The organism is Micromonospora sp. LA-10 (genome assembly GCF_051853095.1).
GTDB lineage: Bacteria > Actinomycetota > Actinomycetes > Mycobacteriales > Micromonosporaceae > Micromonospora > Micromonospora echinospora_A.
This window is the reverse complement of sequence record NZ_CP195710.1, coordinates 5,748,115-5,761,149: the sequence shown is the minus strand read 5'-3', so window position 1 is coordinate 5,761,149 and position 13,035 is coordinate 5,748,115. Positions and strand designations below refer to the sequence as shown.

The 13,035-nt window shown below is 73.4% G+C and carries 15 protein-coding genes; 5 read left to right on the top strand and 10 right to left on the bottom strand.

From position 1 onward, the window contains the following. Positions 1–259: 259 nt before the first annotated feature. Positions 260–667, top strand: a complete 408-nt coding sequence (locus tag ACSDG8_RS27180) for a hypothetical protein (RefSeq protein WP_210895077.1) — start codon at positions 260–262, stop codon at positions 665–667. Positions 668–698: 31 nt separating this feature from the next. On the opposite strand, the gene ACSDG8_RS27175 is transcribed toward ACSDG8_RS27180, so the two are convergent. Next, on the bottom strand, positions 699–1,091 hold the full coding sequence (locus tag ACSDG8_RS27175; RefSeq protein WP_210895076.1) for an SRPBCC family protein: 393 nt from the start codon (positions 1,089–1,091) through the stop codon (positions 699–701). 85 nt (positions 1,092–1,176) lie between these two features. Between ACSDG8_RS27175 and ACSDG8_RS27170 the strand changes: the two genes are divergently transcribed. Both ACSDG8_RS27170 and ACSDG8_RS27165 read left to right on the top strand, forming a co-directional pair. Then, on the top strand, positions 1,177–1,647 hold the full coding sequence (locus tag ACSDG8_RS27170; protein ID WP_247688012.1) for a YfbM family protein: 471 nt from the start codon (positions 1,177–1,179) through the stop codon (positions 1,645–1,647). Positions 1,648–1,664: 17 nt separating this feature from the next. Next, a complete protein-coding gene (locus ACSDG8_RS27165; protein WP_210895074.1) occupies positions 1,665–2,441 on the top strand; it encodes a hypothetical protein in 777 nt (258 codons plus the stop codon). A gap of 10 nt (positions 2,442–2,451) precedes the next feature. Here the strand turns inward: ACSDG8_RS27165 and ACSDG8_RS27160 are convergent, their stop codons facing one another. Beyond that, positions 2,452–3,183 (bottom strand): SDR family oxidoreductase, encoded by a 732-nt coding sequence (locus ACSDG8_RS27160; protein WP_210895073.1) that lies wholly within the window; start codon positions 3,181–3,183, stop codon positions 2,452–2,454. A gap of 94 nt (positions 3,184–3,277) precedes the next feature. On the opposite strand from ACSDG8_RS27160, the gene ACSDG8_RS27155 reads away from it, so the two are divergent. Next, positions 3,278–4,126 carry a LysR family transcriptional regulator gene (locus tag ACSDG8_RS27155; RefSeq protein WP_210895072.1) on the top strand — a complete coding sequence of 283 codons (849 nt, stop codon included), beginning with the start codon at positions 3,278–3,280 and terminating at the stop codon, positions 4,124–4,126. Between the two features lie 9 nt (positions 4,127–4,135). On the opposite strand, the gene ACSDG8_RS27150 is transcribed toward ACSDG8_RS27155, so the two are convergent. The 8 genes from ACSDG8_RS27150 to ACSDG8_RS27115 form a co-directional block, all read right to left on the bottom strand. Then, entirely contained in the window at positions 4,136–4,618 is a 483-nt protein-coding gene (locus ACSDG8_RS27150) for a GNAT family N-acetyltransferase (protein ID WP_210895071.1), read from the bottom strand. 63 nt (positions 4,619–4,681) lie between these two features. Beyond that, positions 4,682–5,290, bottom strand: coding sequence for a GTP-binding protein (locus ACSDG8_RS27145; RefSeq protein WP_210895070.1), 609 nt, complete (start codon positions 5,288–5,290; stop codon positions 4,682–4,684). After that, on the bottom strand, positions 5,271–5,660 hold the full coding sequence (locus ACSDG8_RS27140) for a DUF742 domain-containing protein (protein WP_073831382.1): 390 nt from the start codon (positions 5,658–5,660) through the stop codon (positions 5,271–5,273). Before ACSDG8_RS27140 ends, ACSDG8_RS27145 begins: the two co-directional genes overlap by 20 nt. Continuing rightward, entirely contained in the window at positions 5,657–6,082 is a 426-nt protein-coding gene (locus tag ACSDG8_RS27135) for a roadblock/LC7 domain-containing protein (protein ID WP_439427333.1), read from the bottom strand. The genes ACSDG8_RS27140 and ACSDG8_RS27135 overlap by 4 nt, the downstream gene beginning before the upstream one ends. A gap of 65 nt (positions 6,083–6,147) precedes the next feature. Then, complete coding sequence (locus ACSDG8_RS27130; RefSeq protein ID WP_210895069.1) at positions 6,148–8,598, bottom strand: nitrate- and nitrite sensing domain-containing protein; 2,451 nt, start codon at positions 8,596–8,598, stop codon at positions 6,148–6,150. Between the two features lie 80 nt (positions 8,599–8,678). Further along, entirely contained in the window at positions 8,679–10,226 is a 1,548-nt protein-coding gene (locus tag ACSDG8_RS27125; RefSeq protein ID WP_439427332.1) for a prenyltransferase, read from the bottom strand. After that, positions 10,223–11,098: a terpene synthase family protein gene (locus ACSDG8_RS27120; RefSeq protein ID WP_210895067.1), complete on the bottom strand. Its 876-nt coding sequence runs from the start codon at positions 11,096–11,098 to the stop codon at positions 10,223–10,225. Before ACSDG8_RS27120 ends, ACSDG8_RS27125 begins: the two co-directional genes overlap by 4 nt. Then, positions 11,095–12,432, bottom strand: coding sequence for a cytochrome P450 (locus ACSDG8_RS27115; RefSeq protein WP_210895150.1), 1,338 nt, complete (start codon positions 12,430–12,432; stop codon positions 11,095–11,097). The genes ACSDG8_RS27120 and ACSDG8_RS27115 overlap by 4 nt, the downstream gene beginning before the upstream one ends. Positions 12,433–12,753: 321 nt before the next feature. Between ACSDG8_RS27115 and ACSDG8_RS27110 the strand changes: the two genes are divergently transcribed. Further along, positions 12,754–13,002, top strand: a complete 249-nt coding sequence (locus ACSDG8_RS27110) for a DUF2630 family protein (RefSeq protein ID WP_030503278.1) — start codon at positions 12,754–12,756, stop codon at positions 13,000–13,002. Positions 13,003–13,035: the final 33 nt, after the last annotated feature.

Here is a 13,035-nt window from a genome sequence, read left to right as displayed (position 1 = left end):
GTGAGCGGCAGGAACCACAGGACACGCCGCCCTACCAGGGCCGAGGCATCACCACCGCAGCCGGCACTGCCCTGATCACCACCGTCCAGGGAGGCTGCCCGCCCCGGCGCAGCCCGCCGCGCGAACATCCACCTCGTCCGACGCTCACGCTACGCTGCCCGGGAATTGCGATCGACACCCCTGGAGACGACCACATGGGCAAGGTGTTCACCGCACACAGCGGCCCGGACGAACTCGACCTCGACCCGGCGATACTCCGGTGACGTCAACCGAGACGGGCCCCGGAAGCAGTTCGCTGGCGATCAGACATGCGTGGCCGGCAGTGCTGGGCGCGCTTTTCCTCTCCCTCGCAGCGACCGGGTGGGAGATGTTCCAGGTGTACCGCGTCTGGGACACCTGCGACGCCGGAGGCCCCGGGGCGGGGATCTTCCTTTTTTCTTTCCCACCCGTCCTGGCGATAGGGCAATTCGCTGTCGTCGCGCTCATCGCCCTCGCCATCCTGTCTCCGGCCTGGTCGCGGTCCAGTGCGGCAGTCCTTGCGGTCGTCGCCGCCGTGGTGAGCGTCGTCGTGCTGGCCCTGTGCGCCTGGATGTTCTTCGTCTACGCCGGATTCCCCGTGGAGACCGAATACTGCCCGACCCCGCAGCCCTCGTGGTGGCGCGACTGAGAACGCCGCCGGTTTCGCGCCCGATGTGCGCCTACTCCAGCACGGCCTTGAGCCGGGCCAGGTCGGCCTCCACGAGTGCGGTGTCCCTGTCGAACTCCGTGTCGCTCATGCCGGGCATTCGCCGCAGGCTGAACACCACCTCCGTGGCGTCACCGTCGGCGATCGCACGCAACGGCACGTACACCGTCTCGCCCGACGGTGTCAGCACCTCGTGGTCGAGCACGCCGAACTCGTTGGCCGGCGCGAACGTCAGCCGCGCCCGCCCCTCGGGCGTGTCCACGAACCACTGGCCGTCGACCCGGGCCACCGAGCCGCCGAGGCCCGGCGCCCAGCGGGACAGGTTCGCCGGGTCGGCGGCGAAGGCGTACACCTCCGACACCGGCCGGTCGATGTGGACGCTGAGGTGCCGGGTGTCGGTGGCCATGCGCCGATGGTGCCATGCCTGTCGCACGCTCACGCTACGCTGCCGCTGATTTCGACAGGCACCCCCGAGAGGCACACCCATGGGCATGATCTTCAACGCGCGCCGGCTGTCCGCCGAGGAACTCGCGGCGGTGCTCGCCGACCCGGAGAAGGTCGGCACTCTGTTCCAGGGTGGCCCGGACGAGCTCGACCTGGACAAGGCGTGGCACGGGCTGCACTACCTGCTGACCGGCGACACGTACGAGATCCGGGGTGACGCCGGGCCGGCCGTCCTGGGTGGTGACCCGATCGGCCCGGATCTCGGCATGGGCCCGGCCCGGCTGCTCATGCCCGACGCCGTGCGCGCCGTGGCCGCCGGGCTCGACGCGGTGGACGAGGCGAGGCTGCGGGCCCGCTTCGACCCGGCGGCCATGTCGGAGGCTGAGATCTACCCCCACATCTGGGACGACGGCGGCGACGAATTCGACGGCTACCTGCTGCCGAACTTCACCGCCCTGCGCGACTTCTACCGCGCCGCTGCCGAGCACGGGGACGGCGTGCTGCTCGCCATCACCTGACCCGGTACCGTGCCGGCGTGGGACTCGACGCGTTCGTGTACTGCCGGTGCTGGCAGGACGGCCTCACCACACCGTGCCCGGTCGAACCGGTCGGCCTCGACGAGGACGGCTGTCTCGCGCTGTTGCGGCAGTGGGAGGGCAACGAGGCCGCGCACCGCACGTTCGACGCCTGGCTGGCGAAGGCGTGCCCGCACAAGGCCATGGAACAGGCGAGCGAGCACGTGTCCAACTGGGCCGGCGTACGCCTGTTCCAGCAGGCGCTCCGCACTGCCGGCGAGGAGCGCTTCCCGACGCTCGCCACCGCGCTGCCGAACCTCAACGGCGGCTCGCTGCCGGCCGACCGGGCGGCGGTGGCGCTCGCCGAGTTGGACGCGTTCGCGCGCACCGCCCGGATTACCGACGAGGTCGAGCTGATCGACGAGGCGACCGGCCGGGTGCTGACGCAGTACGTCGAGAGCTACCGCGGGGTGTTCATGCTCGGTCCGGACTACCGGGCCGGCGTCGATCCGGACGGCTTCTTCGTCCTCGACACCGCCGACCCGCCCGCCACGCTGTTCCGGGCCGTCCGGTTCAGCCAGCGGCCGCTGCCCGGCGACCGGGTGGAGCTCACCGCCGGCGGGACGCGGACGGTGCTGGCGATGCCGCCGGTGGGCGCGCACGGCGAGCCGCCGCCCGAACGGCTCGCGGTGCGGTCCCGGAGCCGGTCGGGCGACGACTTCGCCTACATCGTGGAGCCGTTGCGCCGGCTGTGCGCGGCGTCAGTGGCCACCGGCAACCCGGTGATGTGGTTCTGACGCGCCGCACTCACCATGGGATGACGCCCGCGTCCTCGAAGTAGCCGCCGGTCGGCCCGTCGGCGGGCAGCGTCGCGAGCCGGATCGCGATCGCCGCGCCCTGTTGCGGAGTCCGCACGCCGCGGAAGGCGTTCAGGTCGGTCGCTGTGAAACCCGGGCAGGCGGCGTTGATCAGGAGGCCCGTGCCGGCCAGCGCCCGCGCGTACTGGATCGTCACCGCGTTGAGCATGCTTTTCGACGGCGAGTACGCCACCGACAGCGGCCCGGTCTGATGTTCGCCCTCGGAGTTGCTCTGCCGGGCCAGTGAGCCGACGCCGCTGGACATGTTGACGATCCGGGGCGACGCCGAGCGGCGCAGCAGCGGCAGCATCGCCTCGGTCACTCGGACCACCCCGATCACGTTGACCTCGACGGCGGTGCGGATGGTCGCGAGGTCGACGTCACCCGGGTGCTGGGGCACGCCACCGGTCACGCCCGCGTTGTTGACGAGCACGTCCAGACCGCCGGCCTCCGTCTCCAGCAGCCGGGCGGCGGCGGCCACGCTCGCGTCGTCGGTGACGTCCAGCGGTACGCCGAACGCGTCCACGCCGCCGGCGCGCAGCTTCGCCACCGCCTCGGCGAGCCGCCGCTCGTCCCGTGCGCCGACGCCCACCCGCCAGCCGAGCGCGCCCAGGCCGGCCGCGATCTCGTACCCGATTCCCTTGTTCGCGCCGGTCACCAGCGCGATCGTCCGTTCGCTCATGCCTCGATCCTGGCCGCGGGCCGCACAGGGTTCCAACACCGCTTCGGTGGCGTGCGATACCTGACGGGTATCGATCCGGGGGTACGGTGGCGGGATGGAGACGCGGGAGCTTCGCTACTTCGTGGCGGTGGCCGAGGAGCTGCACTTCGGCCGCGCCGCGCGCCGTCTCGGCATCGCCCAGCCGCCGCTGTCGCGTGCCATCCAGCAGCTCGAACGCCGCCTCGGCGTGACCCTGCTGGAGCGGGACAGCCGCAGCGTCGCGCTCACCGCGGCCGGGTCGGTGCTGCTGCGGGAGGGCCGGGCCGCCCTCGACGCCGTGGACGCCGCCGACCGCCGCACCCGCCGCGCCGGGCAGGCCGCGGCCGGTGGCCCCGGGCTGGTGCTGGCGACCAAGGCGGGGGCGTCGAGCGAGCTGCTGCCGAAACTGCTCGACGCGTACGCCGCCGAGCCGGACGCGGTCCCCGTCGAGGTCCTGCTGTGCGGCATCGGCGAACAGGAAGGGCTGCTGCGCGACGGACGCGCCGACGTGGCGCTGCTGCACCTGCCGTTCGACTCGACGACCGGGCTGGACACCGAGGAGCTGATCACCGAACCGCAGGTGGCGATCATGCCGGCCGGGCATCCGCTGGCCCGGCGGCCACACCTGCTGATGGCCGAGGTGGAGGCGCTGCCGGACCTGCCGATGCCGCGCTGGCCCCGGGCCGACGGGTCGTACCCGGACGGGCCGGGCCCCGAGGTCCGGGACCACGCCCAGTTGTTCCAGCTCATCGCGCTCGGCCGGACCGTGGTGGTGCTGCCGGAGTCGGCCCGGTCGCTGCTGCTCGCCGACTTGGCCGCGGTGCCGGTGCCGGACGCGCCCGCGGTGACCACTGTCATCGCGTGGCCGCCGCACAGCCGGTCCCGGGCGCTGGCCGGCCTGATCCGGACCGCCACCCGCCTCTGACGCCGGCCCCTAGGCGGGCAGGTCCTTGCGCATCTGCTGGGTGACCACCCGGTATCCCGACGTCTCGTACAGCTTGCGCGCCGTCTCGTTGGCGCCGAAGACGTTCAGCTCCAGCGCCTGGGCGCCGTGCTCCCGGGCCGCCCGCTCCCCGGCCGTGAGCAGCGCCCGCCCGAGCCCCCGGCCCCGATGCTCGGCCGCCACCTCGATGTCGTAGAGGTAGGCGCACCCGGCAAGGCCGCGCGGATGGGTGAGGCTGATCCACAGGCGCCCGACCGGCGAGCCATCGGCCAGCACGCCGAGCAGGAACAGCATGCCGGGCGTGGCCATGGCCTGCGGCAGCAGGACGGCGTTCGCCTCGCGCGCGCGGTCGAGCGCCTCCTCCGGAGCCCAGTTGCCGGCGGTGACGTGCTCTCGCGCGTAGTCCGCGGTCAGCTCGTCCTGCCAGCGGTCGAACTCCTCCGGGCTCATCGCCCGGACGCTCAGCTCGGTCATGCGGCTCAGGCTCTCACGATTCGCCCGCCCGGGCTGCCCCGGGAATCCGTGGCGGCGAGGCGCTCAGTCGGTGGCGGCGCGACGGCGGGCCTCGCGCAGCTTCATGGCGTGCTCCAGCAGCGTGATCAGCACCTCCTTGGCCGACTCGCGCTTGCGCGCGTCGCACAGCACCACCGGTACGCCCGGGTCCAGGTCGAGCGCCGCCTGCACCTCGTCGAGCCGGAACTTCTTGGCGCCCTCGAAGCAGTTCACGGCCACCACGAACGGCGTGCCGCGCCCCTCGAAGTAGTCGATCGACGGGAAGCAGTCCGCCAGCCGGCGTGTGTCGGCGAGCACCACCGCCCCGAGCGCGCCGAGCGCCAGCTCGTCCCAGACGAACCAGAACCGGTCCTGCCCGGGCGTGCCGAACAGGTAGAGCACCAGGTCGTCGCTGAGGGTGATCCGGCCGAAGTCCATCGCCACAGTGGTGGTCGACTTCTCCTCCACGCCGGACAGGTCGTCGATGCCGATCCCGGTCTCGGTCAGCACCTCCTCGGTGCGCAGCGGTTTGGTCTCGCTGACCGCGCCCACCATGGTGGTCTTGCCGACGCCGAACCCGCCCGCGATCAGGATCTTGATCGCGGTGGGCAGCGGCGCGGCGCCCGCCGGCCGCTCAGAGCGCCCGTAGTCCATTGATTACCGCCTCGAAAACGTGCTCGTCGGGAAGGCCGGCGGCGGTCGCGCGCGGCTCGCGTACCTGCACCAGGCTGCGGGCGGCCAGGTCTCCGAGGAGGACCCGGACCGTGCCCACCGGCAGGTCGAGGTGAGCGGCGATCTCGGCCACGGACAGAATCCGCTGGCAGAGGCCGACTATCGCCACATGCTCCGGGCCCAGCCCGGAATCCGATCCGACATCCGCGCGGGTCGCGGTGACCAGCGAGATCAGGTCGAACGTGCCGGTCACCGGGCGGGCTCGGCCGCCGGTCACCGCGTACGGGCGCACCACCGGGCCGGCGTGGTCGTCGACCCACTCCTGCTCCGCGGAGTCCCCCCGGCCGGTCATCGTGCCGCGTTCTCGCCGAGGTGCTGTTCCCGGGTCGGTGACGCGACGAACCGGCCGACCCGGGTGACAAGCATGGCCATCTCGTACGCGATCAGGCCGACGTCCGCGTCCTCCGAGGCCAGCACCGCCAGGCAGGCGTTGCGCCCGGCCGCGGTGACGAACAGGAAGGAGGACTGCATCTCGATGATGGTCTGCTGTACCTGCCCGCCGCCGAACCGCTTGCCCGCGCCGCGGGCCAGGCTCTGGATGCCCGCCGCCATGGCGGCCAGGTGCTCGCCGTCGTCGCGGCTCAATCCGCGGGACGAGGCCATCAGCAGTCCGTCGGTGGAGAGCGCCACGGCGTGCTCCGCCTGCTTGACCCGGCCGACCAGGTCATCCAGCAGCCACGTCAGATCCGCGCTCGAAGCCGTCTTCTGCGCCACTCGTCGTCCTCTTCTTCCCGGCTGTGTGCCGTTCTCTTCCGGTTTGCGTCGCGTCGACGTTCCGGTCAGGTGACCTGCTCGTCCGCGTCGGCCGGCGCACCGCCGGCCCCCTGCGCCCCGCCGAGCAGACGCGCGGCATCGGTACGGCCGCGTCGGGTGCCGCTCTGGTAGGAGCTCATCATCCGGCGCACCTGCTCCGGTGCACGCGCCGTGTCGTCGTCGGCGGCGTCGTCGACCGCCTCGGTCTGGTCGTGTCGCAGTTCCGGCGCGAGGCTGGCCTGGCGTACCCGGACCGGCAGCCCGGCGTCGGTCACCGGCGACTCCTCCGGCTCCGCCTCCGGGGAGGAATCCGGCGCGGCGGCCGGGCGGCGCTCCACCACGGCCAGCTCCGTGGTCGGGCCCGCCACCGCCGGCTGCCGCTTACGGGTACGGGCGGGCAGCCCGGACGGGGTCAGCCGGGGCGCCCGCGTGGCCGGCTCCGGCACGGGCGGGGCCGCCTCGGCCGGCTCGTCCGGTTCGGCGCCACCGTCGGCGTCGGACGCGGTGGCCGGTTCGGTCCCGGCGTCGGCCGGCGTGCTCAGCGTCGCGGTGACGGCCGGCTCGGCGGCGGGAGGACCGTCGGATCCACCGGCGCCGTCGGCGGTGGTGATCAGTTCGCGCGGGATCAGCACCACGGCCGTGGTGCCGCCGTACGCGGATTCCTTGAGCTGCACCTTGACGCCGTGCCGCTCGGTGAGCCGGCTGACCACGAACAGGCCGAGCCGGGCGGCGTCGGCCAGGTTCAGCTCGGACCGGTCGACGATGCGCGCGTTGGCGGCGGCCAGCTCGTCGGCGCTCATGCCGAGGCCCCGGTCCTCGATCTCGATGGCGAAGCCGTTCGCCACGAGCTGTCCGCGGACCTCCACGATGGTCTGCGGCGGCGAGAAGGAGAGCCCGTTTTCGATCAGCTCGGCCAGCAGGTGGATGACGTCACCGACGGCGCGGCCGGTCAGCGACACCTCGCCGAGCGGGCGCACTGTCACCCGGGTGTAGTCCTCGACCTCGGCGACCGCGCCGCGGACGACGTCGACCATCGGCACGTTGCGGCGCCAAGCCCGGCCGGGCGTCGAGCCGGAGAGCACGATCAGGTTTTCCGCGTTGCGCCGCATCCGGGTGGCCAGGTGGTCGACCCGGAACAGGTCCTCCAGCTCCTCGGCGTCGTGTTCCCGGCGTTCCATCGCGTCCAGCAGCGTGAGCTGCCGGTGCACGAGCGCCTGGGTGCGCCGGGCCAGGCTGAGGAAGACGTCGCGTACGCTGCGGCGCAGCTCGGCCTGCTCGACGGCGGTGCGGACGGCGGTCTCCTGCACGACGTTGAACGCCTTGCCCACCTGGCCGATCTCGTCGTCGCCGAACTGCAACGGCGGCGCCTCGCGGGCGACGTCCACCTCCTCGCCGCGGCCCAGCCGCTCCACCACGCTCGGCAGCCGCTCGTGCGCCAGACTGAAGGCCGCCTCCCGCAGCCGTTCCAGCTGCCGTACCAGCGCCCGTGCCGTGGTGATCGAGACGACCACGGAGGCGATGACGGCGAGCAGGCCGAGACCGGCGGCGAGCACCAGCCGCACGATGACGCCCACCGCGACCGGCATGGCGCGGGCCACGATGTCCTCACCGCCGGCCAGGATCACCCCGCGCAGGTCGGCCATCGCCTGCTCGGCGGCGGCCTGCCACGCCGCGGCGGTCACCGGCGGGCGCACGTCGGCGCCCTTGGCCGCGAGGACCCGGTCCTGCAGGGTCCGCAGCTGCTGGAACGCGTCGCCCTCGACCATCCGCTCGAAGCGTGCGCGGTCGGTCGGGGCGAGGTCCCGGGCGGTGCGGTCGGCGAGGAACCACTGCGCGCCGACCAGGCGGGCGAACGCGGTCTGCTCGGCCACGGTGATCCGGTTGGCCGCGATCGCGCCGGTGATCAGCGCGTCCTGTTGGGACAGCAGCTCCCGGGACCGGTTGAGGTCGATGAGCGCGGCGGTGTCCTTGGCGATCTCGTCGTCGTCGAGGCCGCCGAGCGCGTCGAAGACGGCGAAGATCGCGTCGACCGCCTCGTCGTACGCGTTGAGCGTGGCGGTCCGGTCGATGGTCTTGCGGCTCACGTCGGCGCGTACCTGACCGAGCTGGTCCAGCTCGGTCTTCAGCTCACCGAGCCGCTGCATCAGCTCCTCGCTGGCCGGGACCTCGGTACGCCAGTCCTGCGCCGAGCGCCACAGCACGGTGGCGGTCTCGTCGGTACGCGCGCGCTGGGCGTCCAGCTCCCGCAGCCGGCCCGGATCGGACTCGCCCAGGTAGCGCAGCGACAGCCGCCGCTCGGCCTGCAGCTCCTGCAGCAGCGGGTCGCTCGGCTCGAAGACGCGCGCGTTGAGCGCCTGCACGCCGAGCAGGTTGAACCCGTCCCGCACGGTCACCCACGCGGCGAACGCCCACAGCGCGATCAGCGACGCCAGCAGCGCGATGATCTTCGTACGGAGATTCGTACTGCGGGAACCCATCACACCGTCCTGGCCCGGTCTACGGTCGGTCCGAAATCCGATCGACTCCGGCGCACGCTAGCAGCCGTCGTGAACTCCATTCAAGCGATCCTGATCATGGTGGGTCCGGCCTCGACGGCGCGGCCGGAGGCCGCCAGCACCGCCGCGCGCACGATCTGCGTCGGGCGGTAGAGATCCTTGTCGTGCCATAGTGCCGGTTCGTCGTCGCATCCGTCCAGCTCGGACAGTCGACGCCGGCCGCGGGCGAGCGCCGCGCCGATCCGCGCGTCCCCGGAACGGCCCGCGCCGGCCAGGGCGAGCACCGCGTACGCGGTCTCCTCGGCGGTGCCGTGCCATCGTCCCCAGGAGCCGTCCGGGCGCTGCGTGTCCAGCAGCCAGGCGACGCCCCGCTCGACGGCGGCGCGCGCCGTGCCGTCGGGCGCGTGGTCGGCCAGCGCCAGCAGCACCGCGTAGGTGGCGTAGTAGGCCGAGGCGTGCCAGCGGTCCTCCCACCGCCCGTCCGGCTCCTGCCGTTCGAGCAGCCACTCGGTGACCCTGCGGCGCGCGCCGGTGACTCCGGGTCCGCTCGGCTGCTCGCCGAGCGCGTCGAGCACGTGCGCGTTGGTGGTCAGCGACGCGCCGTCCTCCCCCGGCCAGGTGCAGAAGTGCCGCCCGGTGTCGAACCCGGCCAGCGGCCCGACGCCCGGCGCGCGGCCCAGCCGGGCCAGCGCGTAGAGCGCGACAGCAGTGGTGTCCGCGTCGGCGGGCAGGCCGGGCGCGGTGGCCGCGCCGGACGGGCCGACGGCGGCGCGCAGCTCGGTGAGCACCGGCTCGGGCGCGCCGACCGGCACACCGGCCCGGACCAGGATGCCGAGCACCCAGGCGCGCTCGAAGACGGTGATCGGGCTGGCGCAGGGCACCGGGCCGGGCCGGGCCACCGCGCGCAGGTAGTCCAGCGCCGCTCCGGGCTCCGGCCGGCCCAGCCAGGCGGCCGTGGCGGCCGGCGAGGCGCCCACCGCGCCGCTGGCCGAGGGACGCACTCCCGGCGCCCGGTACGCCAGCTCCCCGGCGACCTCCAGAGCGTGCGCCAGCTTCTCCGGCACGGCCCGCCCGGCGGCCAGCAGCCCGCGTACCCCGGTCAGCCGGGTCGGGTCGAGACCGGCCGGCAGCGGCAGGCGGGGCCGGCCGGCCCACTCGGCCAGCCCGGGTGGCGGACCGGCCGGTCCGGCGAGGTGCCGGTCCACGGCCGTGAGCAGCGCCGGCACGATCAGGTCGGTGGCCGGGAGGTCGGGCGGGGCGCCGCCGCGCAGCGCGCCGGCCAGGAACGTCAGGCCCCGGTGGGCCGCCGCGGTCGGCGCGGTGGCCGGCCCGTCGCGGCGCAGCACGGTCAGCAGCGCCTCGACCGCGCTCAGCGTCGGCACCAGCGCGTACCCGCCGGGGCCGCCCCAGCCGCCGTCCGGCCGCTGCCGGCCGAGCAGCCAGGCCAGGCGCCGGTCGTGGCCGTCCAGCCAGGGCGCGAGCGTGACCAGCCGGGCGGTCTCGTAGATCGACGGTGACGTCTGTCCGGACGGCTCACCGGTGAGCGCGGCGAGCAGTTCACGCGCGGGCGCGGGCCGCCCGGCCAGCGCCGGTCGGGCGGTGATCGTCACCGCACACCCCAGAAGTCGGTGCTCCGGTAGAAGCCGGTGGTGAAGCCGAGCTGCCGGGACAGGAAGTCGGCCTCCCGGGGCGCCTCCCCGGCCAGCTTCGCCAGCAGGACGCGGCAGTGGTCGACCTGCTCGGCGAACCGCTGCTCGACCTCCGCCGGGTCGTCCACCAGCAGCAGCGCGTTGAGGTCGCCGGACTCGGCGTCCCGGCGGTGGGTGCCGAGGTCGTTCACCAGCCGCAGGGCCCGCTGCACCTCGTCGCTGACGGCGACCGCGCGGTCCATCGCCTCGGTCGTGGACACCGATCCGGTGTGGATCCAGTGCGCCACGTTGACCACCGTCGCGGCGAGGTTGTCGGCGTTGGCCAGGTAGTCGGCGAGCGTGGGGCGGCCGGTGCGCCGCCAGTCCCACTCGCGGGCCATCGCGTCGAGCGTGCGTTCCATCGCCGCATGCCAATGGCCGCGCAGCGCCGGATAGCCGGGCGCGGCGGCGACGTCGTCGCGCAACTCGGCCAGGAACCGGCCCAGCGGGTCGTCGGCGCCGGCGCCGTCGAGCACGTCCAGGCAGGTACGGGCGACCCGGTCCACGGCCGCCCGGCTGGTCGCCTGGTGGTCGACCAGCCAGTCCACGGCGAACCCCCAGAGCACCGCGCGGTTGGTCACGGCCAGCTCGGCGGCGCTGTGCCAGGGCGCGCTGAACGCCATCGCCTGCGCGATGCTGCTGAACAGCGTCGCGTCGAACGGGTCAGCGGGGAACAGTTCGGGGTGCGCGGCGGCGGCCTTGCGCAGGCCGCGCTGGCCCTGCGCGGCGAGCGCGCAGACCCGGCCCTGCTCCGCCGCGGCGGCCACCGGATCCGGTGTCGGCCCGTCGGTCACGCGCGCTCCGCCCGCCCGGCCGCGACGAGCGTCAGCTCCACCCGCTCGCGTGGTCGCAGCGCCGCGGCCAGCCGCAACCCGGGTACGCCGGGGCGGTGCAGCCGGAACCGGTAGCGGCTGAGCATGGTGGCGAGGATGAGCTGCGCCTCCAGATAGAACAGGTACATGCCGAGGCACTGGTGCGGCCCGCCGCCGAACGGGAAGTGGGCGTACCGGTGCCGGGCCCGGACCCGCTCGGGCCGGAACCGTTCCGGGTCGAACTCGTCCGGGCGATCCCAGAACTGCCGCATCCGCTGGGTGATCAGCGGGCTGACCGCCATCGTGGCGCCGGGCTCGATCGGCACGCCGTCGATGACGTCCTCGGCGACCGCGCGGCGCGGGATGATCCACCCGATCGGGTAGAGCCGCAGCAGCTCGTCCAGCACCATCCGGGTGTACGTGAGCCGGCTCAGGTGCTCGCGGCGTACCGGCTCATCGCCGACCACCTCGTCGATCTCGGCGTAGAGCCGCTCGGCCACCTCGGGGTGCTGGTCCAGGTGCGGCCAGGCCCAGGTCAGGACGTTGATGGTGGTCTCGGTGGTGGCGGCGAACATCGCCACGGTGTCGTTGCGGACCTGCCGCTCGTCGAGCTGCCGCCCGTCGTCGGTGCGGGCCTGCCAGAGCGTCGAGATGACGTCGTCGCCCTGGTCGGCGGACTCGCGGGTCTCGCGGACGATCGGCACCAGCACGTCGTCCACGATGCGGACGGCGCGGGCGAACGTCCGGTCCCCCGGCATCGGCAGGGAAAGCGGCGCGAACGGCACGATGATGCGCGGGATGACGGCGGTGGCGATCCGGTCCTGTGCCTCGATCACGCGCATCGCGTCCGGCACCGAGATCCGGTCGGCGAAGAGCACCTTCATGATCGCCCGGCTGACGATGCGCGCCTGCTCCACGCCGATGTCGACCGGGCGCCCGGCGCGGGCCGGCTCGTCCAGCTCGTCGACCGCGTCGCGGATCGCGTCGGCCATGCCGTCGACGAGCGCCTCCACCCGCTTGGCGGTGAACATCGGCTGGAGCATGCGGCGGCTGGCCGACCAGATCTGCCCCTCGCCGAGGATGCCCTCGCCGAACAGTCGCTTCACCGGGCGCCAGAACAGCCCGTCACCGGCCCGTTCGTAGTTGTCCGCCCGGTCGCGCAGCACGTGCTGCACGTGCCTGGGATGGGTGACCAGGTACGGCCGGAACGAACCGAGGTTGAGCCGGACCAGCTCGCCGTCGGTACGGTTACCGATGTCGATGAGCGCCCGGGCGGGATCGCGGAGCGCCGCCGGCAGGATCTTCCGCAGCGGCACGGTTCGTGGTCGGCCGGTGGGCCCCGGTGTGTCCGTAGGTTCGGGCACCTGAACGCTCCCTCGGTTGACTCAGGGTCGCGACTCCGTATCGAGCCGTAATGTTGCTCGCGAGCATGCCATCCTGAGCCGCAGATCAAAAGGCAGGTCGGAGGATATTTCACGTAACAACAATCTCTTTGTCGAGAATGGAATTACTGGGATGTGCGTCACTCGCGTACACAGTGGTGTGTCCCGCGGAGTGCGAGCCCGTCTCACCTATCCGGTACGGCCGACGCCGCCAGAACCCGGGCGGGGACCGGCCCGCTGTGCCAAGCTTCGGGCATGGACGACAAGACCATCCTGAGCCGGATCTCGGAACTCGTCGACGAGGAGCACCGGCTGCGGGCCGACGCGCAGCAGCACGAGTCCGGCACCGACGACGAGGCCCGGGAGCGGCTGCGGGCCCTGGAGGAGTCCCTGGACCAGTGCTGGGACCTGCTGCGCCGTCGCCGTGCCGCGCGCCAGGCGCACGGCGACCCGGACGCCCAGGGCGAGCGCCCGGTGCCGGAGGTCGAGCGCTACCTGCAATGACCCGCAAGGGTGGGCGCCCCGGGCGGTCGAACC